Origin of the sequence: Nostoc sp. 'Lobaria pulmonaria (5183) cyanobiont', assembly GCF_002949795.1 — a bacterium.
In the GTDB taxonomy this organism is placed as follows: domain Bacteria; phylum Cyanobacteriota; class Cyanobacteriia; order Cyanobacteriales; family Nostocaceae; genus Nostoc.
The window spans coordinates 2536868-2563394 of record NZ_CP026692.1 but is presented as its reverse complement, the minus strand read 5'-3'; the positions used below and the strand labels follow the sequence as shown (position 1 = coordinate 2563394).

Annotated in this window: 25 protein-coding genes, 1 tRNA gene and 3 pseudogenes; 14 read left to right on the top strand and 15 right to left on the bottom strand. The window is 41.6% G+C overall.

Translation table 11 applies throughout. From position 1 onward, the window contains the following. Positions 1 to 84: 84 nt before the first annotated feature. Positions 85 to 1560, top strand: coding sequence for a glycosyltransferase family 87 protein (locus NLP_RS11115; protein WP_104906456.1), 1476 nt, complete (start codon positions 85 to 87; stop codon positions 1558 to 1560). A gap of 203 nt (positions 1561 to 1763) precedes the next feature. Here the strand turns inward: NLP_RS11115 and pgeF are convergent, their stop codons facing one another. Then, positions 1764 to 2543 carry a peptidoglycan editing factor PgeF gene (gene pgeF / locus NLP_RS11110; RefSeq protein WP_104906455.1) on the bottom strand — a complete coding sequence of 260 codons (780 nt, stop codon included), beginning with the start codon at positions 2541 to 2543 and terminating at the stop codon, positions 1764 to 1766. A gap of 77 nt (positions 2544 to 2620) precedes the next feature. On the opposite strand from pgeF, the gene NLP_RS11105 reads away from it, so the two are divergent. Together NLP_RS11105 and NLP_RS11100 are read left to right on the top strand one after the other, a co-directional pair. Next, positions 2621 to 3439 carry a biotin--[acetyl-CoA-carboxylase] ligase gene (locus NLP_RS11105; RefSeq protein WP_104906454.1) on the top strand — a complete coding sequence of 273 codons (819 nt, stop codon included), beginning with the start codon at positions 2621 to 2623 and terminating at the stop codon, positions 3437 to 3439. A 91-nt stretch (positions 3440 to 3530) separates the two neighbouring features. Next, positions 3531 to 5105, top strand: coding sequence for a M23 family metallopeptidase (locus tag NLP_RS11100; protein ID WP_104906453.1), 1575 nt, complete (start codon positions 3531 to 3533; stop codon positions 5103 to 5105). 72 nt (positions 5106 to 5177) lie between these two features. On the opposite strand, the gene NLP_RS11095 is transcribed toward NLP_RS11100, so the two are convergent. Beyond that, positions 5178 to 5858, bottom strand: coding sequence for a riboflavin synthase (locus NLP_RS11095; protein ID WP_104906452.1), 681 nt, complete (start codon positions 5856 to 5858; stop codon positions 5178 to 5180). 340 nt (positions 5859 to 6198) lie between these two features. Between NLP_RS11095 and NLP_RS11090 the strand changes: the two genes are divergently transcribed. The 4 genes from NLP_RS11090 to NLP_RS11075 all read left to right on the top strand — a co-directional run bounded on the left by NLP_RS11090 (position 6199) and on the right by NLP_RS11075 (position 10713). Continuing rightward, complete coding sequence (locus NLP_RS11090; RefSeq protein ID WP_012406891.1) at positions 6199 to 6696, top strand: bifunctional nuclease family protein; 498 nt, start codon at positions 6199 to 6201, stop codon at positions 6694 to 6696. 58 nt (positions 6697 to 6754) lie between these two features. Continuing rightward, a complete protein-coding gene (locus tag NLP_RS11085; protein ID WP_104906451.1) occupies positions 6755 to 7885 on the top strand; it encodes an aldo/keto reductase in 1131 nt (376 codons plus the stop codon). 214 nt (positions 7886 to 8099) lie between these two features. Then, a complete protein-coding gene (locus NLP_RS11080) occupies positions 8100 to 9908 on the top strand; it encodes an ABC transporter ATP-binding protein (protein WP_104906450.1) in 1809 nt (602 codons plus the stop codon). A gap of 187 nt (positions 9909 to 10095) precedes the next feature. Next, complete coding sequence (locus NLP_RS11075) at positions 10096 to 10713, top strand: Uma2 family endonuclease (RefSeq protein ID WP_104906449.1); 618 nt, start codon at positions 10096 to 10098, stop codon at positions 10711 to 10713. Positions 10714 to 10774: 61 nt separating this feature from the next. Here the strand turns inward: NLP_RS11075 and NLP_RS11070 are convergent, their stop codons facing one another. Next, positions 10775 to 11005 carry a type II toxin-antitoxin system HicB family antitoxin gene (locus tag NLP_RS11070; RefSeq protein WP_104906448.1) on the bottom strand — a complete coding sequence of 77 codons (231 nt, stop codon included), beginning with the start codon at positions 11003 to 11005 and terminating at the stop codon, positions 10775 to 10777. A gap of 145 nt (positions 11006 to 11150) precedes the next feature. Between NLP_RS11070 and NLP_RS11065 the strand changes: the two genes are divergently transcribed. Beyond that, a complete protein-coding gene (locus tag NLP_RS11065) occupies positions 11151 to 12212 on the top strand; it encodes a ParA family protein (RefSeq protein ID WP_104906447.1) in 1062 nt (353 codons plus the stop codon). Beyond that, positions 12196 to 12945, top strand: coding sequence for a HEPN domain-containing protein (locus tag NLP_RS11060; protein WP_104906446.1), 750 nt, complete (start codon positions 12196 to 12198; stop codon positions 12943 to 12945). The genes NLP_RS11065 and NLP_RS11060 overlap by 17 nt, the downstream gene beginning before the upstream one ends. A gap of 131 nt (positions 12946 to 13076) precedes the next feature. On the opposite strand, the gene NLP_RS11055 is transcribed toward NLP_RS11060, so the two are convergent. Continuing rightward, positions 13077 to 13955 carry a LysR family transcriptional regulator gene (locus NLP_RS11055; protein ID WP_104906445.1) on the bottom strand — a complete coding sequence of 293 codons (879 nt, stop codon included), beginning with the start codon at positions 13953 to 13955 and terminating at the stop codon, positions 13077 to 13079. 67 nt (positions 13956 to 14022) lie between these two features. Between NLP_RS11055 and NLP_RS11050 the strand changes: the two genes are divergently transcribed. Both NLP_RS11050 and NLP_RS11045 read left to right on the top strand, forming a co-directional pair. Continuing rightward, positions 14023 to 14421 (top strand): class I SAM-dependent methyltransferase, encoded by a 399-nt coding sequence (locus tag NLP_RS11050; RefSeq protein ID WP_104906444.1) that lies wholly within the window; start codon positions 14023 to 14025, stop codon positions 14419 to 14421. A 39-nt stretch (positions 14422 to 14460) separates the two neighbouring features. Continuing rightward, positions 14461 to 14961 (top strand): hypothetical protein, encoded by a 501-nt coding sequence (locus NLP_RS11045; RefSeq protein ID WP_104906443.1) that lies wholly within the window; start codon positions 14461 to 14463, stop codon positions 14959 to 14961. 161 nt (positions 14962 to 15122) lie between these two features. Here NLP_RS11045 and NLP_RS11040 read toward each other — a convergent pair. The 4 genes and pseudogenes from NLP_RS11040 to NLP_RS36035 form a co-directional block, all read right to left on the bottom strand. Further along, a pseudogene (locus NLP_RS11040) lies at positions 15123 to 15450 on the bottom strand (amino acid ABC transporter permease); the annotation flags it as partial. Between the two features lie 17 nt (positions 15451 to 15467). Beyond that, positions 15468 to 15743 carry a hypothetical protein gene (locus tag NLP_RS11035; RefSeq protein WP_158680337.1) on the bottom strand — a complete coding sequence of 92 codons (276 nt, stop codon included), beginning with the start codon at positions 15741 to 15743 and terminating at the stop codon, positions 15468 to 15470. Between the two features lie 35 nt (positions 15744 to 15778). Continuing rightward, positions 15779 to 16076, bottom strand: a pseudogene (locus NLP_RS11030) (ABC transporter permease subunit); the annotation flags it as partial. Beyond that, positions 16066 to 16330 (bottom strand): annotated as a pseudogene (locus NLP_RS36035) (amino acid ABC transporter substrate-binding protein); the annotation flags it as partial. The pseudogenes NLP_RS11030 and NLP_RS36035, both read right to left, overlap by 11 nt. Before the next feature lie 548 nt (positions 16331 to 16878). On the opposite strand from NLP_RS36035, the gene NLP_RS11020 reads away from it, so the two are divergent. Together NLP_RS11020 and NLP_RS11015 are read left to right on the top strand one after the other, a co-directional pair. Beyond that, positions 16879 to 17436: a hypothetical protein gene (locus NLP_RS11020; RefSeq protein WP_104906442.1), complete on the top strand. Its 558-nt coding sequence runs from the start codon at positions 16879 to 16881 to the stop codon at positions 17434 to 17436. Positions 17437 to 17513: 77 nt separating this feature from the next. Further along, complete coding sequence (locus NLP_RS11015) at positions 17514 to 18158, top strand: DUF3318 domain-containing protein (RefSeq protein ID WP_104906441.1); 645 nt, start codon at positions 17514 to 17516, stop codon at positions 18156 to 18158. Positions 18159 to 18438: 280 nt separating this feature from the next. Here the strand turns inward: NLP_RS11015 and NLP_RS11010 are convergent, their stop codons facing one another. Next, positions 18439 to 19236 (bottom strand): 7-carboxy-7-deazaguanine synthase QueE, encoded by a 798-nt coding sequence (locus NLP_RS11010; protein WP_104906440.1) that lies wholly within the window; start codon positions 19234 to 19236, stop codon positions 18439 to 18441. Positions 19237 to 19434: 198 nt separating this feature from the next. Between NLP_RS11010 and NLP_RS11005 the strand changes: the two genes are divergently transcribed. Continuing rightward, entirely contained in the window at positions 19435 to 20484 is a 1050-nt protein-coding gene (locus NLP_RS11005; protein WP_104906439.1) for a sugar transferase, read from the top strand. Positions 20485 to 20775: 291 nt separating this feature from the next. Here the strand turns inward: NLP_RS11005 and NLP_RS11000 are convergent, their stop codons facing one another. The 6 genes from NLP_RS11000 to NLP_RS10975 form a co-directional block, all read right to left on the bottom strand. Beyond that, complete coding sequence (locus NLP_RS11000; RefSeq protein ID WP_104906438.1) at positions 20776 to 22230, bottom strand: YcjF family protein; 1455 nt, start codon at positions 22228 to 22230, stop codon at positions 20776 to 20778. Between the two features lie 103 nt (positions 22231 to 22333). Next, positions 22334 to 22410: transfer RNA gene (locus tag NLP_RS10995), tRNA-Met, on the bottom strand. A 46-nt stretch (positions 22411 to 22456) separates the two neighbouring features. Beyond that, a complete protein-coding gene (locus tag NLP_RS10990) occupies positions 22457 to 23410 on the bottom strand; it encodes an asparaginase (RefSeq protein ID WP_104906437.1) in 954 nt (317 codons plus the stop codon). Positions 23411 to 23504: 94 nt separating this feature from the next. Further along, complete coding sequence (locus tag NLP_RS10985) at positions 23505 to 24005, bottom strand: CGLD27 family protein (RefSeq protein ID WP_104906436.1); 501 nt, start codon at positions 24003 to 24005, stop codon at positions 23505 to 23507. Beyond that, positions 24002 to 24460: a ribosome silencing factor gene (gene rsfS, locus NLP_RS10980; RefSeq protein ID WP_104906435.1), complete on the bottom strand. Its 459-nt coding sequence runs from the start codon at positions 24458 to 24460 to the stop codon at positions 24002 to 24004. Before rsfS ends, NLP_RS10985 begins: the two co-directional genes overlap by 4 nt. Positions 24461 to 25068: 608 nt before the next feature. Then, positions 25069 to 26343 (bottom strand): glycosyltransferase family 4 protein, encoded by a 1275-nt coding sequence (locus NLP_RS10975; protein ID WP_104906434.1) that lies wholly within the window; start codon positions 26341 to 26343, stop codon positions 25069 to 25071. Between the last annotated feature and the right edge of the window lie 184 nt (positions 26344 to 26527).

Below are 26527 nucleotides of genomic sequence, written 5' to 3'. Positions count from 1 at the left end.
TGAAAATACTTAAGTATTTATCATCAAAATTGATTTCGGCGATATTATTTAGAAAACACAAAAATAATTATTGAGATAATTCTGATGATTAGCTTTGGCTTTTGGAACCTAATTATACTAATTTTAGTTGCTTGGGTTCTTAAAAAGAATTGGCGATTAGATGAGGAACAGGTAGCCTGGAAAAATTCTTTATTCTTAAAATCTTCTGTGATTCAACAGTTGATAAAATTTTTTCGTAAACCAATTGTTAACTTTATCGTCCAAGCAGGTGTTGTATTAGTCGTTACAAGATTCCTCTGTTATACAGGTTGGCTAGTTTATTTCTTAAATCAACCACATCCACCCTTATGGGATTTTAAGTCGTATTATGTGGCGAGTGAATTGGCTCATCAGCATTTGAGTCCCTTTAATGTCGAGATTTTTAACCAAAGTTTCTGTACCCTAACTAAGGTGTGTGGGTTTATTCCACCGTTTGTCTATCCACCTAATATTATTCCTCTGGTCTGGTTTCTCGGTTATTTTTCGATCAATACTGCATTTACAATCTCGATTGTGATGCATATATTAGCAATCGGTTTGGCCTTATGGGGAGCGAATATCCTGCTGGAGTCAAAGTCGCCAGCTTTGAGAACTATTTGTACAATCTCAGTTGCCTTGATTTATGGCTTAGTTCGCGATTTGGAAGTTGGTAATATTGCTATTTTTATTGCAGTTCTGATCTTATGGATGTTTATCTTGGCTAGAAAAAATCAAGATATTCCAGCAGGAATTTGCTTGGGACTTGCCCTTTGTAAACCAACATTAGCTGCATTATTCATTTTGTATTTTCTACTTAAAAAACGGTTTTGTCTAGTTTTTGTATCTGTTGTCACAATCACTTTTCTAGCACTTTTAGGTCTAGCTTTGACGGGCAATTCTTTGACACAATTCCTGTCAGATTCTACTCAGGGATTCTCACTCTGGCTAAAAGATCCATCAGTTAACCCTTATATTTCGATCAGTCGTCTCGATTTGATGGTTGTGGGTCCAAGATTATTCCCTAATAACCCATTCTTTGCCGAGCTTTTGTCAAATATAATTGTTCTGATACTTGTTAGTTGTGTCGGTTGGTATTTGTATCTACAACAATCTTTTACAGCTTGGTCAAAAAAAATCTATTTAGCAGAAATAGCATTAGTTTCTTGCTTGAGTATTAGCATCAACTATTCACAGGACACTAGTTCTGTGATGTTAATACCTGCTGCTGTTTTTTTGCTAAATGATTTGCTGTATCAGATCAGACATTGTAAATTCTCTAGGAAAAGAATGTCTGTTTGGTTAGCAGGAGTTTGCTGTGTTGCAATGCAAACAGCAGTTATTCATGGCTGGCTCATCCACTCTCTAGCAAAGCACTGGAAGGTGAAAGCAGGGGAATTGCCATACTTTATGAAAATAACTATTTTCGCCCTACCGAGTTATGCCGTTTTAGGAATCACCGTAAGTATTTTAGTTTTAGCAATTAGTTCCCTTCGTCAAAAACAGATTATAAAATTTGAATCATTTAATCGGGTGTCAATATAATTCGTAATTGATAATTCATAGTTTGTAGTTGCAATCAGTACTTGCTCTATACACTCCATTGATTGTTGACCACTGAATCACAGACTTCGATGCTTGCTCTATAACCATTTAATTACGAATTACGTAGCTTGCTTGTCGTCGAAGGCGAGTATTACGAATTAGTAATTATTTGGTTATATTAATGCTAAAGTTTAAAACCAGTTTTACCTTTTACCGCTAACAATTCCTGACCATTGAACTTTTTTCTCTTTTTCGCGACGATAAGAAAAAAAATGCTCTGGAGTTTGGAAAGTACAATAAGGTGCGATCGCAATTTGTTCTGCACTAATCCCCAAATTTTCCAGTTGTAAGGTATTCACTCGCCGCACATCCAGCCGTACCTTTCCAGGATTTGGATCTTCTTGCAAAGGTGAATTTGCTAGTTCATGCAATGCCGTTACAATTTTTTCTTCGTCATTATCTGATATAATACTAGCCCCGATTTCGGCAGCCACCTCAATAGAGACTTGGTAAACCTCACCAGCGATCGCTGGGCCCATTGCAATGCGTAAATCATCAAGTTTGCTGCCTTGAGATTGTAATCGAGCGATCGCCAAGGGCACAATCTTTTTAGCAGTCCCCCGCCAGCCTGCGTGTAATGCTGCCACCCGTCCAGTTTGCACATCCCCAATTAGCACGGGTGTACAATCTGCGCTAGCTACCCAAACCGCTTGTAGAGGCTGTTCGCTAATTAAACCATCTGCCGATGCGAAATCGTCCTCAACAGAGCTTAAGAAGCTTTCAACTTCTTGGGGGGTGAGAACAGTATTGCCATGAACCTGCTTTAAGCGATAGACTGATGCCTCTGGTTGCAATACTTCTGTGATAACTTGTGGCGATCGCGGCCAAAACTGCTGCGTAAAGAAGCCGTGATGCCAACGTTCCAGAATACTACAAGTTAGATAGGGCAGTCCTTCCCAATTGTGCCAGTGCCAAGTGTGCATCTTCAACCAAACCTAAAGAGAAATCACTCATCAGCCAATCAATGCTAACTTGAACAACGGAATTTGGGTTAACTGCTGTGGGATTTAATCTGCAAAATTTGGAAGCAGCCTTGCAAGCAGGGCGTAAGTATACATATTTACCATTTTCCCTTCACTTTTTTGAAAGCGTCTCCTCAACCAACCAAACCCTCTGGAACTTACTCAACCAAGGTGCTATTTCAGGAACAGTAGTAATTGCAACTCAACAATCTGCTGGGCGGGGACAATGGGGACGCCAGTGGATTTCTCAGGCGGGGGGATTATATGTTTCCGTGGCGATTTCTTTCGACCATAAAATAGAGGCTACTGACAGCTATCAGCTAACTTTTGCGACTGCTTGGGGAATTGCGTCGCAATTGCGCCAATGCGGTATAGATGTTGGGATAAAATGGCCCAATGATTTAGTTTTAAATGGTCGCAAACTAGGCGGCATTTTGACAGAAACCAAAGTAAACAAAGGACAAATCACCCAAGCAGTAATTGGTGTTGGTATTAATTGGACAAACCCAGTACCAGAATCTGGAATCAATCTGGAATCGTGGCAAGCTTCCCAAGATAGTAAACCAATTTCTTGTCTGGAAATGTTAACCTCTAGAGTCTTGCTGGGAATAGAATCCGGTATGGAGTGCCTTGACCAAGAAGGAGTAAATATACTCTTGTCTCGCTATCTAGACTTGCTTACAAACATCGGCGATCGAGTCTACGTCAATAATCTTTCAGGTACAGTAGTTGGGGTGACTCCTCAAGGAAATTTACGAGTTGATTTAGAAACACATGATACAAAGGAATTAATTACACCGGAAATTTATATTGAACCCGGTACAATCAGTTTGGGATACCATAAATCTTCCGTTTAAATTTGAGGTTTGTTCAAAATTTCGCTCTTTGGGCAAGACAAACCACTAGCATCATCTCTTCCTTGCTAATTACACACAACTGAGAGAATAAATGACGCAGCGCAATAATTCTGCCCATCATCGTTTGCATTACCTATGGCAGCAAGGTCTAACAAAAAAACGTTTTGCCTCGACGCTACCAGCTCAGAGCCTCTGTTGGCTGAGTAGTGTTAGCCTCCTTAGCGGTGGCTTCGTGTTTGCCCAAACGGAAGCACAAATAGACAACATCGTTCCCACTGTTGAAAGTTCTCAGCCAACAGCCGTTACAAATCCAGTTAAAGCCTCAACTTTTAAAAAACAGGCTGTTGCGCCGGAAGCCCCTCAAGCGCAACCGGAATTTTCCCAACGGCGAGCCAGACTCAGACAGAGATTACGCAAGCCAGAGGTTGCTCAATCAAAAGAGCCAGTTAGGCAGTCTACACCCAAAATCGAAACTGCTGAACCTGTTGTGATTATCAGACAGTCAAAGCCTAAAGTAGAAACCTCTCAGGTTACTCCTATAAGGGTGAGACAGGAAAAACCCAATACCCCTGCCCGCTATGCACCTGAAAAACTTCCAGTAGTTGCTCAACCATCAAATAACTCCAACAGCCCTGTCAGTGCAACGGCGGAGAAAACCAAGGATTATAATAACGCCTATATCGATCCTAATAGTTATGACAATGGTGCAACAGCTACTTATCAAGCACCAAACTCTGTAATTGTTACAGAACGCTCCAGTGGTTGTCGAGCCATTTTGCCATCAGGGCAAAGTGTATTAGGCGGCGTTTGCGCCAAAGTACCCCAAAGGAGTGTAGCTAATTCTAATGGTAAACCAGCACCTAATTGGCTCAGAAGAAGTCAAAATGCCCAATTACCAGTAGTTCCACCCGTGCGGCAGATTGCAACTACTGGCAACACCAGTAGATGGCGTGCTGCTGAAAGTGGTTCTAGCGGTGTCGTCACCAAGAGCGCATTTCGCCCGAATCGGTTTATCCCGACTCCCAGCGAGTTCAGCCCAACAACAGTGAGTGCAGCTCCCATTACACCGAGTGGTGGGACTTTACCGCCACCAATGGCAGATGGTAACATTGCACCCCGCCCCAGCAAGGTAGCTTACGACTTCTCACTGGCATCAGTATTGCCGCAAATTCCCTACATGGGGAGAGTCGCCTATAGTGGTACAGGAATGATGTATCCACTATCTATTCCCGCTCCCATTACTTCTTTGTTTGGTTGGCGAATTCATCCAATCACAGGTAATCAACGCTTCCATGCTGGTACAGACTTGGGTGCGCCTACAGGAACACCAGTTTTGGCAGCTGCTGCGGGTCAAGTGGAAACTGCTAACTGGGTGGGTGGTTATGGTTTAACCGTTATCCTAAATCACAAATCTGCTGAACAAACTCTCTACGGTCACATGTCAGAAATTCTTGTTCAACCCGGTCAGAGGGTACAACCTGGAACTGTCATTGGTCTAGTTGGCAGCACCGGGAATTCCACAGGCCCTCACTTGCACTTTGAAGTTCGTCACCTGACACAAGATGGGTGGGTTGCTAGTGACCCAGGCGTGGAATTACAAAGTGGCCTCAGCCAGTTAGTGCGAGGCTTACAGACCGCTCAGGTAAGCCAGCAACCAGGCAGTTAAAAGAAAGTTAGGAGTGAGGAGTGAAGAGTTATGAATTTAAAACTCCTAACTCCTAACTCCTAACTTTTTTAATTACAAATACCCGTGTTCTGCTAAGAATGCGGGTGTAATGCCATCTATACTATTGTTATCAGAGGGTGTAGCGTGTGGGTTGCCAGAATAAAGGAATTTTTCGACGTATTTGCCGAGGATATCCCCTTCTAGATTTACCAAACTCCCAGCAACCAAATAGCGAATATTTGTCTCGCTGTATGTGAGGGGAATTACCGCTACTTTGAATTGGGAGAGTTCTGGCTCATAAGCGGCGACTGTGAGGCTGATGCCATTGACGGCAATGCTACCTTTGGGGACAATATACCGTGCGATCGCTTCGGATGCAATAAAGGTCATTTCCCAAGAATTAGCCGTTTGTTCTGCCACTAGCAATCGACCGATGCCGTCTACATGACCCATCACAAAATGACCGCCAACTTTGCTGCCTACCTTTAGCGACGCTTCTAAATTGACATATCTCTGTTGCGTTTGCTCACCTCCTAGAGTGGTGCGGCGTAGAGTTTCTGGTGAAGCAGTGACAATAAACCCGTCTTTTAAAACTTGTTCCACTGTCAGGCAAACACCATCTACAGCAACACTGTCACCATAAGCCAAATCTTGCATAATTACTTCACCCGACTGGCTTACACAAGTAATTTGCCAAGAATCGCCCCCTAAGGGTTCCATCGTTCCTAATGCTTGGATTAATCCTGTAAACACGGCTTTTTTGTCAAACTAACTCTATTTATTGCCTAATTTTGCCTGGAATCAATTGGTAATTGTCACATAAATCTCGAACATCCAAGTATATTTTCTGACTTTTTTTCGCATAGGAATATTAACACATTAGCATCCTTCACAGGGCATACTTGGGTAAGAAGGTTATTGTCTAAGAAGACCAATTTGACTTACTCTGGTTTTCACCACAAGTTCGGAGTTTAATAGAAGCAATTATAGAGAACAAATGCTTATGTTTATTACTCTCGCCAAACCGCCTAAAAAGGGGTACTATTTGTTACACAGCATCCAAGGCTCTCAAAGCATTGTAGAGGCTTAGGCAATGATTGAAATGAAAGTTGCTGGCATAGCATTAGATGCCATAACCCGCAGTCCGATCGTTCTTTTGAAAGATTCTTCAGATCGGCGGGCTTTGCCAATTTACATCGGTCAGGAACAGGCTAGGGCAATTATGGGCGCACTGGAGAATCAGAAGCCTCCCAGACCCTTAACCCACGACCTGATTGTGAATCTTCTAGAGACTTGGAATATGACTCTAGAAAAGGTGATCATTCATTCCCTGCAAAAGGATACATTTTATGCAGCTTTAATTGTCCAGCAAGGCGAGGTCAAAAAGGAAATTGACGCGCGTCCTAGCGATGCGATCGCCATTGCCCTACGTACAAATACCCCCATCTGGGTAATGGAAGAAGTGATTGCCGATGCTTCCATCCCTGTTGATCGAGATGCAGATGAAGCCGAACAGCAAGCCTTCCGGGAATTTATTTCCAATCTCCGTCCTGAAGATTTGATCAAGCGCTTTGGTAATGGCGACAGTTAAAAAAGTTAGGAGTTAGGAGTTATAAGTTAATTGGTTCAACTCCTAACTCTTTTTAAAGATGCAATACCGACGCTTTGGAAAAACGAATTTACACCTCTCGGTTTTTTCCTTGGGAACAATGCGCTACCTGGCTTCTTTTGAAAATGCTCACCAGACCATCGAACAAGCCTTAGCGTTAGGAATTAATCATCTAGAAACTGCTAGAGGTTACGGCAAAAGCGAGGAGTTTCTTGGTAGGATGCTAAAAGCTGGGTTGTCAGTACCCCGAACGAAGCTTTACATCACTACCAAAATTCCAGCCATAGCAGATGCTGACTCTATGCGTCGGTGCATCGACGAATCCCTAGAACGATTACAGCTAGATTATTTAGATTGCTTAGGCATTCATGGCTTGAACACTTGGCAACATTTGGAGTGGGTACAAGCCAAAAATGGCTGTATGCAAGCTGTAGAAGAAGCTGTTGCTGATGGACGAGTCCGACACGTTGGTTTTTCCACCCACGGCTCATTAGAGTTAATTCAGGCTGCAATCAATACAGATTTTTTTGAATTTGTCTATCTGCATTATTACTATTTTTTTCAACGGCACGCACCAGCAATTCAACTAGCTGCCGAAAAGGATATGGGCATTTTCATTATTTCCCCTGCTGATAAGGGAGGACAGTTGTATACGCCACCTCAAACCTTAAAAGACCTCTGTTCTCCGTATTCACCCTTAGAATTAAGTTATCGATTTTTACTTAGCGATAACCGTATTACTACTTTGAGTATAGGCCCAGCCAACCCAGATGAATTAAAGGAACCTTTGCAAATCGCTGACGATGATGGAGAGTTAACATCAGCAGAAAATTCTGTTTTCCAGAGGTTAGAAAATCACCAAAAAGTTGCTTTAAAAACTGGTAAATGTAGCCAATGTTATGCTTGTTTGCCCTGTCCAGAAAATATCAATATTCCAGAGGTATTGCGGTTACGTAATCTTGCAGTAGCATACGACATGAAAGATTATGGTCAATATCGTTATGGAATGTTTGAAAATGCAGGTCACTGGTTCCCTGGCATCAAAGGCAACCGATGTACAGAATGCGGCGACTGTTTGCCTCGGTGTCCAGAAAAGTTAAATATTCCAGCTTTATTGGAAGATACTCACCAAAAATTAAGTGGAAAAGCAGGCCGGAGATTGTGGGGATAAAAATATAAACAGGAGTCAAGAGTCAGAATCCAGAATTCAGAATATCCATTAACCTAAGTATGAGAGTCACCACTTAGTCGTACACCCGTCATTCTGGCTCCTCAGTTCTAAGTTATTTTTTGGTAAAATTAATAAAGATTAAATAAAGTCAGGAAGATCGGCCCAAGCTGGGGTATCTCGCGCAAAGAAAGATGAAGATTAAAAAAAAAGAAATATTCTACGCCAATCACTGACGGTTTTCCGCTACAGTGGACGGGCTGTAACCTTGGTATGGACTACCAGCCGATCGCTTACTATTCTTCTGGCAAGTTTAACTTTAGTAGCTGGTCTTTTACCGGCCGCTATATCCTACATTAGTAAGTTAATTGTTGATGCAGTGGTATTTGCATCTCAAGTTAACTCACAAAATAATGGTTTTGTCAATATTTATCCGTCTCTATTTTATGTAGGATTAGAAGCGATCGCTGTAATTTTACTAGCAGGCGGTCAACGGGGAATCATCATTTGTCAATCGTTATTGCGGGCGCTAATGGGTCAGCGAGTGAATGTACTCATCTTAGAAAAGGCGCTGACACTGGATCTTAGGCAGTTTGAAGACTCAGAATTTTATGACAAGTTGACCAATGCCCGCAGAGAAGCATCAGTTCGTCCCCTATCCTTAGTAAATCGCACCTTTGGATTGGTGCAAAGTGCCCTTTCCCTGATTACCTACGGGATTTTGCTAGTAAATTTCTCAGTTTGGGCGGTGGTGGTACTGGTTTTGGCAGCTATGCCTGTATTTATTGCGGAAACAAAGTTTGCTGGAGAAGGCTTTCGCTTGTTTAGTTGGCGTGCGCCAGAAACTCGTCAACAAAACTACTTAGAAAATCTGCTAGCAAGAGAAGATTTTGTCACAGAAGTCAAACTCTACCAGCTGGGAGAGATGCTGCTAGAACGTTACCGCAACCTGTTTGAACAACTCTATGGTGAAGACCGCGATTTGACTCTGCGGCGAGGATTGTGGGGGTATCTCCTGGGTTTAGTCAGTACAGGTGCTTTTTACCTAGCTTATGCTTGGATTGTCCTGGAAACAGTGCTAGGTAAGATTTCCTTGGGAGATATGACAATGTATCTCACTGTGTTTCGCCAAGGACAGTCTACTTTCTCCAATGCCCTCACTTCTATTGGAGGGATGTATGAAGACAACCTATATCTATCAAATCTCTATGATTTTTTGGAAGAGGAAGTACCAAAATCTTGGGGTAAAGCAACCATTGGTTTAAATTCCCAAGATGGTATCCGTTTTGAGAACGTATCATTTACTTATCCAGGAAGTTCTAAGCCAGCGTTGAGAAACATTTCGCTACACTTGAAACCCAGAGAGAAACTGGCAATTGTCGGTGAAAACGGTTCCGGTAAGACTACTTTAATCAAACTACTTACCCGACTTTACACCCCGGACTCTGGGCGAATTTTCTTAGATGGCTTGGACTTGCAGGAATGGGATGTGGATGTGTTGCGTCGTCGGATTGGTGTGATTTTTCAGAACTTTGTCCGCTACCAGTTCACTGTGGGGGAGAATATTGGCGTGGGCGATGTAGAACATCTCGAAAACAAAACCTATTGGCAAATTGCTGCTGAAAAAGGCATGGCCCAATCTTTTATTGACCAATTACCCCAAAGCTTCCAAACTCAACTTGGTCGTTGGTTTAAGGGAGGACAGGAACTTTCGGGGGGACAATGGCAGAAAATTGCTTTATCTCGTGCTTTTATGCGATCGCAAGCAGATATCTTGGTGTTAGATGAACCAACATCAGCAATAGATGCCCAAGCTGAGTTTGAGATTTTCAATCATTTTCGCGCTATTACTCAAAATCAGATGGTACTTTTGATTTCCCATCGCTTCTCAACGGTACGGATGGCTGACAAAATCGTAGTTATAGAAAACGGGGAAGTTATAGAACAGGGAACTCACGAAGAATTATTACAGGTACGAGGACGTTATGCCAAGTTATTTAAGTTACAAGCAGCTGGTTATCAGTAGGAAAGGAAGCTAACAGTTACTTTGTGAATTTTAGATAGCGATGCCTACGGCGAGCTGCGCCTACGTTCACTTTTTACAAAGTACATAACACCTCTATCCAACCACGTTAAACTGTTCGGTAAACATGGGTCAAATATCTTTAGTGCGTAGACGCTCCGTATCTTAAACATTGCTACCCGATAGAACTATGCAAATAACAGAAAAGCGATACTATACCCCAGAGGAATATTTAGAGCTAGAAGAAGCTGCTGACTACAAAAGTGAATACATTGACGGGCAAATAATTTCTATGGCGGGTGGAACAGCAAATCACAATCGTATAGCTGGTAATTTCTATGCTGTGTTAAACTTCGCGTTCAGACAACAAGAATACGAAGTGTTTAATAGCGATATGCGTCTGTGGATACACCAAAAGCGTATCTACACGTATCCAGATGTGACAGTAATAGCCTGTGAACCAGAATTTTTCAACAACCGTACAGATATTATTACAAATCCCCAAGTTATTGTTGAGGTTTTGTCTAAATCTACTAAAAACTACGATCGCGAGGATAAATTTCAGGCTTACCGAACTATTTCCACTTTCCAAGAATATCTATTAATTAATCAAACTCGGATTCATGTAGAGCAATTTTCCAAAACTGGGAAAAAGCAATGGACGCTTCGTGAATATGATGAAGAAGATGAAGCGATCGCACTTGTAACTGTACCATTTGAGATTTCCCTAGAGGATTTATACAAGAAGGTGAAGTTTGAGCCTGTTGAGTCGGAAGGGGAAAGTGCTAATTTTGAGGGATTGGGGTAAGGGTGCGTAGGCGTAGCCCATCGGACATATCGCCTTACTTGTGCAAAGCATCTAAAAATATTTAAGCCACTTTTAACGGTTTCTGAGGAAAAGTAATTGGTTCTGGCAGAGGTTTTTCTTGCTCTCCATACCATTCAATCAGAGATTCAATCACTTCATGTCCATGTTTAGCGGCTTCTTCATAAGTCTTGCCATAAGTGTGGAATTGCTGCCAAGGGAATTCGGGTAAGTGTACTAAGTAGCAATTATCCTCATCTGACCATTGAATTACCATACTGTAGCGATCGTTCATTTTTCTTCCTCTATTTCTCCTAGTTGCTTCAAAACACGATTAACTTACTATTCTGTAAGCTTTTTAGAAGCTATATTTAAGTCATACAGGTTCTGAAATGATACCTGTGTTCAAAAGATTTCAGAAGTATCAAAAGCAAAATAAGATGGTTCACAAAATTGCCTTGTTCAATCATAAAGGTGATGTCAGTAAGACCACAACGACTTTTAACTTAGGTTGGATGCTTGCTTCAAAGGGTAAGAGAGTTATCCTTGTAGATACTGATCCTCAATGTAATCTAACAGGAATAGCTCTAAAAGAAGAAACTGAAGATGACGAAGCAAGAATAGAAAACATCTACAACACACATTCAAATATAAAAACTGGCTTGGCTCCTGCTTTTGAGTCACAGCCACGGGCTATTGAAGCTGTAGATTGTATTCCGATAGAAGGACAAGAAGGTTTATTTTTATTACCTGGTCATGTAGGCTTTGCTGAATACGAAGTAACATTAGGTATCGCGCAGGAAGTCAGTGGATCAATTCAGACACTCAAAAACTTGCCAGGTGCTATTTCTGATCTCTTGGAAAAAACTGCTAATAAATTTAATGCTGACTATATTCTGATTGATATGAGTCCAAGTTTAGGAGCAATCAATCAGAATTTGCTGATGACAAGTGACTTTTTCTTAGTGCCTACAAATGCTGATTTTATCTCTGTGATGGCAATTGATTCTCTGTCTAGAATTTTATCAAAGTGGTGTGCTTGGGCAAGGATAGCAAGTGCAAACCCTATATTAAAGGAAGCTGTTTATCCATTTCCAGAATTTACCTTGAAATTTTTAGGAACTATAGTTCAAAACTATAGAATTATTAGGGGTAAAGAAACAGCAGCATTTCAAACATGGATACAAAAAATAGAGAATACAGTTACTCATAAATTAGTACCAGTTCTAGAACAAAATAATCTGTTATTACCAAAGCAAGTCTATACCGAGCAGGATATGAATGATAGTTTTACCCTGACAAAAATTCCTTATTCTAACAGCTTAATTGCTCTATCAGTGGTACACAGTACACCAGTTCATGCTCTAACATCTGAACAATTAAACCAGAAAGGCGTAATATTAGAAGCTAATCAAAGAAAGCAAAATGAATTTAGAGAAACTTTTTCTGATTTAGCAGATAAAATTATTGCATTATCATCCACTTATGCAGTCAGCGCTTGACCAATTTCGCATTAGTATTGAGCGTGTTCGGGATCTGATTGCTCTTCATACTTCCGTTAAGGCTCAAGCTACTGCTGCACTGGATCTTTCAGACATTTTAAGAGCTGCACTAGTGCTAACTATTAGTGCCTTGGATTATTATATCCATGAGGTTGTCACGTTGGGTATGCTGGAAATTCATCGAGGACAACGTGCTGAACCAGTGTCTTCAGCTAATACCACTCAATCAGCCTTTTCTCGTTTTCAAGTTTCCTTAGGAAGCGCTCGTGAGGATAGAAGAATAGCCATAGATATCGCCTCTTGGATAGAGAGTGATATACAGCAGGTTTATGGAGCTAACTTTTTACAGCAGTCTCATACTATTTCTGGTTTAATTCCAGCTATATCAAATAGTATTTTAAATAGATTAAATAATACTTCATGGTTAGAAGATGAGATTCGAGAACGTCTAAGTTATCAAAGCTTTCAGCAGCCTGACAAAATAGCTGATGCAATTAGGCAAATTTCTGATAAAAAATTGTGGGATGAGGTTGCTACCAAAATGGGTAAACCTCCTAAAGATATTAAGCAACAACTTACTTTAATTGTGGATCGCAGAAACAAAATTGCTCATGAAGCAGATATAGATCCTACCCTCAACATAGGTAATCGCTGGTATATCGACGAATCAATGGTTGGTGATACAGTTGATTTTCTTGAGCAGGTTGTAGAGAGTATTCATCAAATTTTGTAACTTTGGGTGGATCAAGGGTAGATATTGTTGACTAATCGGTTGGGCAATAAAGGTAGGCAATTGTTGTGGAGAAATGAGGACTGCGATCGCCCTATTTTCCACCAACTTAGATAAAATCACTATGGTGCTAGTTAACTACTTATGACAACTTGTAGAAATTCCCTTAGTACAGGTGTCATATCTTGTTCCCGCCACACTATAGCTGTTTCTACTAGTGGTGTTTTCTCTTCTAGAGTTCGATAAACTACACCAGTTCTTTGAAGATTTTGCAATGAAGACGGTGCGATCGCAATCCCCATTCCCGCTGAAACCAATCCGATAATCGTCTGCATCTGAATCGCTTCTTGAGTCACTTTTGGACTGAAATTTCCTTGCTGACAAAGACTCACGATTTGGTCGTACAGTCCCGGCCCCAAATGGCGAGGGAACATGATAAAGTTTTCGTTTACTAGCGATCGCACTGAAATCTTTTCTTGTTCAGCTAAGGGATGAGTTTTTAACATGGCCACAATTAAAGCTTCTTGCTGAATGCATTCTTGATTAAGTGTGTTGTCTTCTAAAGGTGGATGGGCAAAGCCTACATGGATGCGGCGTTCCTGTAGCGCTTGTTCCTGCTGAGTTGTGGTTAATTCCTGCAATACTAACTCTACTTCTGGAAACTGTTCTCGGAACCGCCGCAAAATCACAGGAAGCAAATCATAAGTTACCAAACTGGTAAACCCGATTCGTAGTTGTCCCTTCTCACCTCTTCCCGTCCGTTGAGTCAACTCAATTGCTTTTTCCAGTTGAGCTAAAAGTTGATAAGCTTCTTGCAAAAAAACTTGCCCAGCTTCGGTTAGCTGTACCTGTCGCTTAGTTTTGCGCTGAAACAGTTCTACCCCCAATTGCGCCTCTAATTGCTGAATTTGCTGACTTAAGGGCGGTTGAGCAATGTGCAGTCGCTCGGCGGCTCTACTGAAGTGCAGTTCTTCAGCTACAGCAATAAAGTAGCGCAGATGTCGCAGTTCCATTTTTTTGATATTTTATAAGTTTCAATTTTATCTAAATATATATTGGACATCTGAAAATTCCCTGCTGATGATACTCGTACAGATATTGCAGGGAGTCAAAGCTATGCCGGAAAAGTATACTCCAGGTTATTCGAGCAATGCGACGAATTTTATGGCAAATCGCAGCGTAGATACTCATGCTGCTTTTTTTACGCCTTATTTACGTCTAGGGATGAAATTACTAGATTGTGGTTGCGGCCCTGGTGCGATCGCTTTGGGTTTAGCAAAAGTCATTGCCCCTGGTACGCTTACAGGTATTGACACAGAAGCGTCTCAAATTCGGATAGCTGCTGAGAGTGCTTTCACCCAAGGTGTCAGTAATGCTAATTTTCTGGAGGGGAATATTTATGCTTTACACTTCAATGAGCCATGCTTTGCGACAATGGAGTCAGCACCCAGATGGATTTCTTGCTCAAGCTTGGTGTGAAGTTGTGGGACAAAAAGTTTATTGATTACAAGTGGTTTCATGAAGAAATTTGTAATTGGCGGTTTGTTAGCACTTTTGATTCCTGTGGGATACACACAAGCTCAACCCGTACCATCCAGACAACTAGTTAAACCTGTAACTACTCCTAAACCAACTACTATTAAGCTAAGAGACAACAGTACGTTGACTGCTGACAAATTGATTCCACAAGCTAAAATTCTTGCCTGGGTCAACAAAAAAGCTGTGATTAAATCCATCAAACTTGTGCATTTTGGCGAATATTTAGCCACCTCTAAAAAAGTGGTTGGTGTAGAGTCCCAAAATCCAGAGATATCCAGCAATCGATTAGTGTACGAATTGATTACGGAATTAACAGATTTTACAATTCCCCGCGCCGGTCACTTTGATCGCGCTACCATTACAACGATTATCGACGCTGAGACGGGAGAGGCTTTGAGTAGTGATATTTATGCTCCTGCGGGTGCGTTTCAATCTAACCATGACGCCTTACCACCTCGCGAGCAATGGAAAAACGAGTAAGGGGTATTAGTAACATTGGATGCTGTTTGTTAGTTTAGTGCTTTTGCGGCTTCAATTTGTCCACGAGGAATTGATTGGAGTCCACCGCGCACGTTTTCAGCCATGTATGCGGCACTAAATAGCCAAAGGCGGGATGTAAAGTCTAGTGGTAAAACAACTCACAAAACACCGATGATGAAAGCAAATAAAGCAATTCTACGCTTTGTTAACTGTTGCTTGCCAAAGAATACACCCCCAGTTGATAGCACCTAAAGTCGAAGCGATCGCCAGCACAATCCAAGTTCGCCAATATAGCGTTTGCGGAAATCTACCAACTAAAAATAAACGTAAATTAACCTGAATTACTGCCCATTGTGCTTGAGTAGTTGTCCAAGTTATAACTCCTCGCAGTATCCAAAACAGTAACACTAAACAGACAACAGTTAATAAGCTGTTGTACCAAGTACTGAACAGGTTTTTACATAGCCAAGTTAATTTGTCATTTGTCATTTGTCATTAGTTATTGGTCAAAACTCATATTTCAATCTTAAAGGTGCAACTTCCGAGTTCAGAGGCTCAACTTTCGAGTTCAAAGGCTCAACTTCCGAGTTCAAAGGCTCAACTTCCGAGTTCAAAGGCTCAACTTCCGAGTTCAAAGGCTCAACTTTCGAGTTCAGAGGCTCAACTTCCGAGTTCAAAGGCTCAACTTTCGAGTTCAGAGGCTCAACTTCCGAGTTCAAAGGCTCAACTTCCGAGTTCAGAGGCTCAACTTTCGAGTTCAAAGGCTCAAATGTCAGCCTCAACAGTTTCCTCCTCTTCCTCATCTCCTCCATTCCCCTCATCTCTCTTTAATTTGCACAGTGCGATTAAATAAATTCATAACTATAGAGATGGTCAAACTCAGGGTGAGATAGGTGAGCATAATCAGTAATATCACTTCTACGGCTCTCCCAGTTTGGTTAAAAGTGGTGGAGGTGACAAAATAAATATCGAGGTAGCCGATCGCGATCGCTAAACTGGTATTTTTCGTCAAATTAAGATATTGACTCGTCAATGGTGGAATTAATTACCCGCAAGGCTTGGGGAAAAATCACCAGCCGCATTGTTAACCCTGGTTTTAATCCTAGCGATCGCGCGACAGACATCTACATCAATACTGCTGTATTTACCATCAGTTCCCACAAAGCTAAACCCTGGCACTTCACCGCTGACACCGCAAATTAACTGACCACGGCTTTTAATACTATCCCAGCGATTTCGTAGTTGCTGGCGCTGCTGGAGTACTGCCTGGAGTACTGGCTGTATTTGCTGTTTGTGCTGACTCTTCACCACAAGCAGCGATCAAAAAGACTAGGGGTGCGATCGCTAGAATTAATACTGATTTACGCATCAACTTCATTGATACTCGACAATCAAAAATGTATTGCTCACTACAATCATTCCGTGAAAACAATTTGTTGCTTGTAATATAAAACTGTATCTGCATCTGTGCTAGATTTATTCACTTTTAAAAGCAGTAGTTGAAGTTTTTACTTATATTTTTAAAAGCCTCAGATGCTATGTATAAATTATTTACACTTTGCATAAAATTTCAAATTTAATTAAAAATCTTCGTACCATGCTTGAGCTAGCAAGATATTCATTCAACCTATAAAAGAATATTAAAATTTAAGCGAGTTAGTGCTATATCCTTCACTAGCTAAGGTTTGAAAAATAGTAATTATCGTTTCTTTAATAATCAGCAAGAGTCATTCAAAAAATATCATTCATAGTGCCGACCGATCGTCTATTTTTCTTATCTTCAATGCCCCATGACCATACCCAATACCCTAATTGCATATTTCTATGGGATTAGAAGTATCCACACCAACCCAAACAACTAACCCTAGCAGGTTAAACTAGATCTGGTAACAACTGCTCCACGTTCTTGAGGCTTTTATGGGAGCTAACCTCAAACAGATTGCTAACTATTTAGACAACCTTGGTTGGGACTACCGTTTTGATGATGAAGAAGACCGAATTATAACAGGTGTGGAGGCTGATAACTTAGAAGATTTCCTAATAGTTGTCCAACTGGATGAAGAAGGAAAATTTTTTCGGGTATTTGCGCCTCAAGTTCTGGCAGGAATCCAAGACCATCCTCACAAGGCAGCTATCCTCCAGACAATGCTTGCCATTTCTTGGGAAACCAAAATGTTGCAATGGGAGTACGACCCATCCGATGGTGAAATTCGTGCCATTATTGAGTTTCCTTTAGAAGACTCAATTCTCACAGAAAGACAATTTCACCGTTGTCTGAGTGGATTAGTTCAGATTGTGGATGGCATAGCAATACCTCGCCTGCAAGAAGTGATGGCAACAGGTCTCGATCCGGGGAATATAGAACTTGGGGAAAGACTATTACTCAGTATCCAAGAAGAAGCCCCAGGATTGTTAGATTTACTAGAAAAAGCAATGGAAGCGCGAAAAAAGCGAGGAAGTTTTCCTAGTGAGTGAGACGGATCGTTACTTAAATAGCTATACTCCAAAGTGATACCCTCACTATATACTGAAATTTTCTGGGGCTGGATATTATGACATCCTATGCAACCTCCTCTGCCAAAGCGGAAATGAGCGAACTCCGGCGGTTGAAAGCCTTACTACCACCAGAACTGCAAAGCTGGGTCACGGTTGAAGGCACAACTGAGGTCAATCCACCCCTGGTTCGCTCCGAAGAAATTGGTAAAGACCAGGTAGAAATTCAAATTGATTTGGTAAAATGGGATGCCCTCGCAATGGATCAGCGTAATCTGCTGTTCTGGCATGAGGTTGCTCGCGTTCAAAATGACACAATTCCTAAAGATGGTTGGGAAATGGCAGCACTAGCCATCGGTTTAGGTGGTGCTGTAGGGGAATTGTGGGTACAAGATGGATTGCTGCTGGTGTTAGCTTTGTCGCTTTGTGGCGTGTCAGGCTGGCGACTGTACCAAAAGAATAATGGGGAAAAGCAACTAAGAGAATTGCTCAATGCTGATGAAAAAGCGATCGCTTTAGCAACTCGTTTTGGTTATAGCCTTCCCAATGCCTATAAGAGTCTCGGTAGCGCCTTGAAAACCCTGATTGATAATACTCCTAGTAAGCGCCAACGGTCGAGATACGAAGCAAGACTCTCTGCCCTCAAACGCAGTGCCAATAAGGCAAAAACTAAATCGAAAACTCCAGATGAGGGCGCACTATAGCAACCATAAATTAGGTTGGGTGGGTATTTGCTCACCCCCCGAAACACCTAAATCAACGTGGCTTTAACGAAGCTCTCCCTACCTTGAACTTTAGTTCAAGTTTCTCTTTGAGTTGGAGAAGGAAGATTTTACGTAATAAAACCTCTTAGTGGTCTTTTGATTTAGCTAATTAGACTGCATACTAAGGAGGCTGCTGCCTCCCTAATTAGCGACAACAGCCCAATTACGATTTCATAAAATCTTACTTTTTTCTTGACTACATCTTTATCAAACTCAAATTTTACAACTGGTTCAGCATTTTATGCGTTTGGGGGATCACGCGCACGTGCTTGACAAACCCCTTCATCAAAGCTTGCCACGTCAAAACTCGATCGCTGGAAGGCGCAAGTACAGGTACTGGAGAAAATTGTTCTGATACAGCCAAAGGCGTGACAGGTTGTAAAAATACTGGGATATCTGGACTAACCTCTGCCACCAACGAAGCTGAACGTTCCAACTCGGCGGGATCTGTGTTTTGAGACACAATTATCTTGACAAAAACATTTAAATATGAGTCATAACATAACTGGAGAAATTTACTATGTTCTTGCCAATGACTTTCGCCGCTAACACTGGGCAATTTTAAATCCATACCTACAGAGTCTAAGTATGGGATAATCATTGCTAGTTGTTCTGGGCGATGTCCGCCGGTTTCTAAGTATATAGGTAGACCAGTTATGGCTCGCACTTGGGGTAGAAACTGCGTTAGAAATGAGGCATGAAGAAGTGGTTCGCCGCCAGTTAAGCTAATGCTATCGTGTAAACAAGGTAGATTTTGCTGTTCCACCCATTCGATTAATATGGGTAATGGGACGGGGTTAGAGTGGATTTCAAAGTCGCGCAATCCAGGCGATCGCTCTATCCGACAAGTTGTAGGTGCATTCCAAGTGTGGGCACTATCACAAAAGTGACAGCGCAAATCACACAAAGCAAAACGAATAAATATCTGACGTGTCCCTACATTCAGTCCTTCCCCTTGAATGGCAGAAAAGACCTCAATCAGGCGTGCGGTAGGTGTAACCGTATTTTTAGAAATCATTTGATGAGAGCAACGCGATCGCGCTGCGTCGGCACAACAGCAAGGATGTTTTTTGGCTTCTTGTTCTATTGTGAATCGTCGCTAGCGATCTCCAATCTCAGCCTCGGTAAATAGCAGTTAGTCCTGATTACCACTAATTCCGATATTAGGTTAAGTAATCTTGTAGGACAAAGTAATGTTTGGCATATTACATTATACATGGCAACGAAAGTGCAGAGCTTCATGACTAGCCAACCGACAGAGGTCGATTTTCCAGTTAATTCCCTTAACGACACGGCTATAGTGCAGGTGCCGACGCGGTTGAGCGTGCTAGAGGCTTTAGGCTTTAAGCAAACCTGCCAAGGCTTAATCCAGCCCAATTCACATCCCAAGCAAATCATCATTGACTTTCACCAAACTACTTTTATCGATAGTAGTGGTTTAGGTGCCCTGGTAAGTAATTTTAAATACGCTCAGACTCAGGATATTACATTAACACTGCGAAATGTAACACCTCAAGTCATGGCAGTCCTAAAACTCACAGGGTTGGATCAGGTTTTTCCTTTAGAGCTTGTGGAAGATAGGCCGTTAATAGAACAAGATGATGTACTAGATAATCGTAAGACAACTTCCCGTAAAGTAGAGCAGTTACCCACTACTCACCCTTCTATGGCATCTTGGATGAAACGATTCTTAGATATTGTCGGGTCAGTGATTGGTTTATTAATTACAGGAATTTTATTTATTCCAATTGCGATCGCTATTCAAATTAACGATCCCGGGCCTATTTTCTTTTGTCAAACCCGCTGTGGCTGGATGGGTAAGCGGTTTAAGATTTGGAAATTCCGCTCTATGTGTGTGGATGCGGAAGCAAAAAAATCCCAAGTTAAAAACCAAGTGCAAGGTGCTTTTTTCAAGAATGAGAATGATCCCAGAATTACTAAGGTAGGACGCTTGTTACGGCGAACTAGTCTTGATGAATTACCCCAATTTTGGAATGTCCTCAAAGGAGAGATGAGTTTAGTAGGCACTCGACCACCGACACCCGATGAAGTGGAACGCTATGAAGTACCAGAGTGGCAACGTTTAGATGTAAAACCCGGTATGACTGGCGAATGGCAAGTAAATGGACGTTCTACAGTCCGTAGTTTTGAAGATGTAATTCGTCTGGATTTGCAGTATCAAAAAAATTGGAGTTTATTGTACGATTTAAAGCTAATTTTCAAAACTATAGCTATTCTGTTTAATAGAAACAGTGGTGCTGTTTAGCTAATTATCCTTATTCACAATTTTTAGGTAACTCGCAACTCTCACGATATTCTTAAATACACCCAAGCCTATTTTAGGCTTGGGTAAATTTTAGGTTTAACTACAGTACCACGAAAGTTTCAGCCAATTTTGGATTCTAGCTCAAATACATGGATCAACCATCTTTGTTGAAACAAAGATGTTTATTTATTTTTGATCCCTGGTGAAAATTGGGAGCTTGAAACCAATTTAATTTTTGGATTTTGAATAATTAAATCCAAAATCCAAAATTCGGTAATCCTGTGTATGAGATTATCCCACTGCCTTCTGAATGCCAACTACTCCAACTTGTTGGACTTCGGGCAACAAACGCTTCACACCTTGCTTAACAAACCCCTGCAAAAAACCAATTTGCTGATTTTGCTGAAATACCTTTTGCAATGTTTGCCGCAAATTTTCCAAATTCAAACCAGTCCCAGAATCTATGGCTATTTCCTGCTGTTGGAAATATTCAACTAGACTTAACCCTGCGACTCTAGTCAGATAAGCCGCACTTACTCCCTGCACTACGCCACCAGCAACAAAGGTAAGGGCATTACTTTTCAGAACAATACTAATAGCCTTTGTAGAAAGTTCAACTAAACCCAATTTCAGCATTAAACTTCCCATTGTTCCAGCTACGGTTTGTGCTTGTTCTAGGGAAAATTTTTGCTGATAGAGATTACCCAAATCCATTACCATTTGAGCATTAATTGCCGCAGTTGCCAGAATATCAAAGGCTGGTACTGGATTAGCAAAGGCAGCAGCAGCAGCTATCCACTGATATTGTTCAATAATTGGGGTGGCGCGATCGCCTCTGGTTCCATTCAGCCAATTTTTCGCCTCAGCTTTCAACAATCCGGCTTTCCTCATGGTAGTTACCCAAACTAGCCGTTGTCTTTGCTGTGCTAAAACTTCACCCAACTGCTGAGTTAACTGCTGGATATCAGCTGCTGGTTGTTCCATCCACTCTTGCACAGAACCATCAGCCTCATGTTTTCGGACTTTGATGGCAATGGGAGAGGCCGCAGTTGCAACTACATTTCCCTGCATCCGCTGTTTCAATGACAGCAGGATGTTGGCGCTTTCATCGGTTAAATACTGGTCTTGTTTGTTGAAAACCAGCATATTAGGCTGATTTGCTGCCTTTAGCTGCTGTAAGGTTTGAAATTCTGAGTCTGTTAAATCACCGTTTGTCAGAAATAGAACAAAATCAGATTTTGCTACTTCTGCCAAAATAGCCGCATCTGAATTTTCACCCACTTCTTTAAACAAAGGTGCTGTCTCTTCTAGAGACACGAAATTTTGTGTCTCTAGATTTTGTAGCAGTTGAATTAAAGTGCTTTTACCCACGGATTTTCCGCCAGTCACAGCTACTTTAATTTGTTGTCTGTCTAATTCCAGCAACAATTGGGCAACTTGTTCTCTGAGTATCTCTAAGGCTGGATGGTTTTCTGCTTCTTGTGCTAGTTGGTTAATTACAGTTTCAGTTTTAGCGATCGCACTTTCCACAGTCGCTCGATCAACCACCATACTATCTAGCTGCTTTAAACTGTCTTTGGGGCGATTTTGCTGGAATAACCACAAACCACCACCTACAGCTAAAGCACTTAACAAACCAAACTCACCCACCTGCACTATAGAATCGTGCCAACTGTCCAACATCCACAGAGAAAAGGAAAGTCCCAATCCTCCCACTAAAATTGGTCGCTGCAACTTCACAACCATGATTCTCCGCGCCTTTTAGATGGCTATTTCTTCCAGAATAGATCAAAATAAAACAAAACCCCTCAATCTTTACTGATTGTAGGGTTTTGTTTTACATTTTATTTGGTGGCGGGAAGTGGATTTGAACCACTGACCTTCGGGTTATGAGCCCGACGAGCTACCAGGCTGCTCTATCCCGCGTCGCTCTTAACTTCTATACTATAACCTATAGTCAAGAGTTTGGCAACTACAAAAATGATAATTCTCCAATTACTTCTAAACGCTTGTATTTTCCCAAGGTGACAAACTTTTCTGAGAGGCTTTCGGCGGCGCTGGGACTAATCCACCCCATTTGCTGGAGTAAGTGAATAGCAACGGCATATTTTGCCCGTTTTGCCCCATCCATGACTTTGATTGCCAATCCCAAGCCTTCACCGAGTCTACCAATGCACTGCACTCCTTCGGCACCAGTTTTACTGACTAGTTCTCCTGGAGTTAAGCGCATCAGTTCCGTATCAAATTCTCCATCTCCTGCTACCATTGCGGGGTGATGAGTCATGGCACGGACGATGCGCTCCATATCCAAGTTGGTACTAGAGGCCAACAGTGCATATAAAGATGCCATGTGACCGAGTTGCATCAGATAAGTTGGTGCGCCACAGTCGTCATGAGCGCTGATAAATTCTGCTGCTGGCATTCGCAGCAACTCTGCTACTTTGCCCAAAATTAACTGCTGTATTGGGTGCTTGCGATCCAAGTAATTATTCAAGGGCCAATGGCGTTGCTGACAAACAGCTAACATTCCCGCATGTTTTCCAGAGCAATTGTATTCCAAAGGACTGTGTTTGCCTTCAGGAATTGGACACTGGAGTATAGTTGGGTCAAGATCCGCCCGCCAAAGGATGTTAAATACCTGTCGGACTTGATCTATTCTTCCTTTATGGGAACTTGTGATAATTGCTAAGTCGCGATCGCTGAGTTGATAGCGTTCCAGTGTACCTGTTGTGGTGACAGCCAGTGCCTGAAATGGTTTGAGGGCTGAACGGATAAATGCAGCAGTTTCAGAATTTCCAGCAACGGTTAGAACCCGTCCTCGTTCGTCGCAGACAACAGCTTGGACTATATGCCTGGATTCAATAATACCTTCCCGCAGCAACCGGACTTCCAGTGCTGTGGCTTGAGTTCGTTTTCCCATTGTCATGGGTTTATATTTATTACCTTTTTTAATTAATTAGTCATTGGTCATTGGTCATTAGTCTTTAGCTAAAGACTAATGACCAATGACCAATAATTCTTTAAAACAAATGCCAACCTATAGTACCAATAACGTACATTCCCGCCAAGCCAGCAAAGGTAAATTGTAACCGTCGCAAAATGGGTTTGATTTCGTATGCAACAATTAAGCGATCGCGGTTGAGGACTTCCTGTGGCTTTGTCCAAGTTTGACCGTCGTACCAGCCGGACTCTTCATAAAATACTGTGGGACTACAAAGGCGATCGCACACGTAGAACCAGCCTAAGTACAACCTTACCAGTATCAGCACTAACCCAACACTTGCTCCAGCTGCACCGCACAGAAGAAAATGTGCAATATACTTGTGAGGGGGAAAACTTGCCGCAGCTATCGGCCCAGCAAAAAGCCAAGATAAACCCCAAATCCAAACAAGTTTCGTGATATACTCGCGCCAATCTAAAGTAGTATCACGAAACAGCCAGGAAGTTTTTAACTCTTCGTATTCATTGAGTGGTTGTTGGTCTGTAGGAACTGGGCAGTTTGAAACCGAAGACTTAATCATGTTGGCTTACCCTCACCCTCATCAGATTCTGGAAGGGAAATACGCTCTGCATGAATCCAGAACGCTTCTAAATTATAAAACTCCCGTTCTTTGGGCATCATGATGTGAACGATCACATCACCGTAGTCTTGTAGTACCCAACTTCCCTCGACTTTTCCTTCTGTCCTTAAGGGACGCCGTTGCAACTCAGTTTCGACTTTTCCTTCAATTGCTTGAGCGATCGCCCTGACCTGTACCTTAGAATAGCCAGTCATCATCACAAAGTAATCAGCTAGATAAGATACCTCTGCTACTTTGAGCAATAAAATCTCACCTGCTTTGCGGTCTGATGCCGCAATCGCGATCGTTGCAGCTAATTTTTCGCTCGCCTCTTCGGTTTCGCCGTGGCTTATTACCGCACTCTTCGTCAGTGGGACAGATTGCAATGGGAAATTTCCTTGGAAATAATCAGTCATTAAACCTCAGGTGCTTTCTTCCTTTTGAAACAATTGTTGACATTTACTTACAAACAACAAACAATTGATCTGACAAATGTGTCAATAGGTTTTTTTGAATACTAACAAAAAAATAGGTGTCTATGGGCCTGGTTTGATTAATTGGCTGTTTAGATTTCGATATCCGCAACTGCTGATTGCTGATGGTTATTGTGCAGCAATAAATTAACCAATAGCTTTTCAGCAAGAATTGACAACGAAAATAATCGCAGATTCATCAAACAGCATAATATGTAATGTAAAGCTAGTAATTCGCAGATAACGGGATATCTAGGCTTTATACTGTTTGCTAAAAATTACGACATAACACAGCATACTAATGACTGGTCTAGCAAAAGTGCGATTTTTATACGTAGAGTATTAAATATTGTAAAATACCTTTTAATCGATTACCCACGGATTGAATGAAGTGAAGCCGTGAGATTTTAGTTCAACAATCCACCTAAAAACCTACTTATCTATTGCTATATAACTTTAAGTAAAATCTATTACCCTAAATATCTGCTATTACTTAGATATAAGGGCATAATTGCAATTTCTACAGATGCAGCATAACTTTGCTACAAAGATTAAACTTCTTGTTTCGTAACTATCCCTGTAGACTGAATTGCTCTACGTTCTGCTGTCAATGAGTAACACAAAGACTCATACTGATTTAAAGCTTGCTCAAAAGCATATTGCTCAACGGCATATTGGCGACTTTTGTAACCCAGAGTTTTGACTTTTTCGGGGTTTTGGTACAAATCTAAAATTGCCATTGCTAAAGCTTGGGGATCTTCTGGAGGAACAATAACTCCGCCGCCACTTTGCCTAATGGCTCTTGCTGCCGTACCATTGTCGGGGACAGAGGCAATTAAGGCCCCTCCACTAGCAAGTAGCACTTGAATTTTTGACGGCATATTGAAGGATACAACATTTTTCTTTTGCACCACTAAACCAACATCCGCAGCTGCTAACATTTGTGGCAAATCTTTGCGGGGTTGAAATGGCAGTAACAACACATTATCTGCGCCGCAGTCTAGACATTCCTGTTGCAATCGCTGTAGACCTTTTGCCTCTCCAACGATGACAAAGACAATATCTGGGATATGGCGCAACACAGAAGCAGCTTTGACAACGCTTTCTAAGCCTTGGGTTAGGGCAATGTTACCAGAATACAGTACTACAAATTTGCCGTTTAGATTATGTGCTGTGCGGAAAGCATTATCTTCTTTAGGCAAAGGACGAATAAAATTTACATCAACCCAATTGGGAATTTGCACAATTTTGTCAGCTTCTACGCCCTTAGAGCGCAAATTGTCCACAAACCCATCAGCAATGACGCTAATTTTACTGGCACTGCTGTAGGCAAATTTTTCCAATAATGTAAACAACCGGATAAGTAATTTATTTTTCAGCAGACCGACATGGACGGCTGCTTCTGGTAAGATATCTTGTAGATTTAAAATCACAGGACAAGCACGTAACCATCCTAAAAGCGCAACTGGTACACAGCTTGGCAAGGATGGCGATGTTGAGAGAATCACATCTGGGCGCCAACCGATGAGGGCGGGTACAAAGCTAGTGACTACGAAACTAGCATCTAATAACACCCGATCTAATAGGTTGGGTTGTGGGCGAATCCAAACGTAACTGCGTTGAATTTGAACGCCATTTTTATATTCGTTGACATACCATTTGCCCCGATATTCCTGGTAAATTTGCCGCTCAGGGTAGTTGGGCATAGCGGTAACTACACGCACTTCATGCCCACGTTTCACTAGTCCCTCTGCTAATTCAGTCATCAGTGGGGCAATACCAATCGGTTCTGGATAGTAGTTGTAGGAGTAAATTAAAATCCGCATAAAATTTAGTCCGAAGTACCCCGGCTTTTTATTTAATGACAAATATTTGTCTGAAATATCATTGGGGCTTGGAAACCCCTATATTTAATTGTGACTCCAGACTCTTTTTATGTCAGGCATTTTCCTTAAAGATTGAGTAAACTTTGAGATGTAATACTTAGGGAAACTGTAAATTTTTTTACTA

What these genes read in the sequence shown, in the direction of transcription:
- NLP_RS11115 (WP_104906456.1), top strand. Translation starts at nt 85, where the DNA reads ATGATTAGCTTTGGCTTTTGGAACCTAATTATACTAATTTTAGTTGCT.
- pgeF (WP_104906455.1), bottom strand. Translation starts at nt 2,543, where the DNA reads ATGCACACTTGGCACTGGCACAATTGGGAAGGACTGCCCTATCTAACT.
- NLP_RS11100 (WP_104906453.1), top strand. Translation starts at nt 3,531, where the DNA reads ATGACGCAGCGCAATAATTCTGCCCATCATCGTTTGCATTACCTATGG.
- NLP_RS11090 (WP_012406891.1), top strand. Translation starts at nt 6,199, where the DNA reads ATGATTGAAATGAAAGTTGCTGGCATAGCATTAGATGCCATAACCCGC.
- NLP_RS11085 (WP_104906451.1), top strand. Translation starts at nt 6,755, where the DNA reads ATGCAATACCGACGCTTTGGAAAAACGAATTTACACCTCTCGGTTTTT.
- NLP_RS11075 (WP_104906449.1), top strand. Translation starts at nt 10,096, where the DNA reads ATGCAAATAACAGAAAAGCGATACTATACCCCAGAGGAATATTTAGAG.
- NLP_RS11070 (WP_104906448.1), bottom strand. Translation starts at nt 11,005, where the DNA reads ATGAACGATCGCTACAGTATGGTAATTCAATGGTCAGATGAGGATAAT.
- NLP_RS11065 (WP_104906447.1), top strand. Translation starts at nt 11,151, where the DNA reads ATGGTTCACAAAATTGCCTTGTTCAATCATAAAGGTGATGTCAGTAAG.
- NLP_RS11060 (WP_104906446.1), top strand. Translation starts at nt 12,196, where the DNA reads ATGCAGTCAGCGCTTGACCAATTTCGCATTAGTATTGAGCGTGTTCGG.
- NLP_RS11055 (WP_104906445.1), bottom strand. Translation starts at nt 13,955, where the DNA reads ATGGAACTGCGACATCTGCGCTACTTTATTGCTGTAGCTGAAGAACTG.
- NLP_RS11050 (WP_104906444.1), top strand. Translation starts at nt 14,023, where the DNA reads ATGATACTCGTACAGATATTGCAGGGAGTCAAAGCTATGCCGGAAAAG.
- NLP_RS11045 (WP_104906443.1), top strand. Translation starts at nt 14,461, where the DNA reads ATGAAGAAATTTGTAATTGGCGGTTTGTTAGCACTTTTGATTCCTGTG.
- NLP_RS11020 (WP_104906442.1), top strand. Translation starts at nt 16,879, where the DNA reads ATGGGAGCTAACCTCAAACAGATTGCTAACTATTTAGACAACCTTGGT.
- NLP_RS11015 (WP_104906441.1), top strand. Translation starts at nt 17,514, where the DNA reads ATGACATCCTATGCAACCTCCTCTGCCAAAGCGGAAATGAGCGAACTC.
- NLP_RS11010 (WP_104906440.1), bottom strand. Translation starts at nt 19,236, where the DNA reads ATGATTTCTAAAAATACGGTTACACCTACCGCACGCCTGATTGAGGTC.
- NLP_RS11005 (WP_104906439.1), top strand. Translation starts at nt 19,435, where the DNA reads ATGGCAACGAAAGTGCAGAGCTTCATGACTAGCCAACCGACAGAGGTC.
- NLP_RS11000 (WP_104906438.1), bottom strand. Translation starts at nt 22,230, where the DNA reads ATGGTTGTGAAGTTGCAGCGACCAATTTTAGTGGGAGGATTGGGACTT.
- NLP_RS10990 (WP_104906437.1), bottom strand. Translation starts at nt 23,410, where the DNA reads ATGACAATGGGAAAACGAACTCAAGCCACAGCACTGGAAGTCCGGTTG.
- NLP_RS10985 (WP_104906436.1), bottom strand. Translation starts at nt 24,005, where the DNA reads ATGATTAAGTCTTCGGTTTCAAACTGCCCAGTTCCTACAGACCAACAA.
- rsfS (WP_104906435.1), bottom strand. Translation starts at nt 24,460, where the DNA reads ATGACTGATTATTTCCAAGGAAATTTCCCATTGCAATCTGTCCCACTG.
- NLP_RS10975 (WP_104906434.1), bottom strand. Translation starts at nt 26,343, where the DNA reads ATGCGGATTTTAATTTACTCCTACAACTACTATCCAGAACCGATTGGT.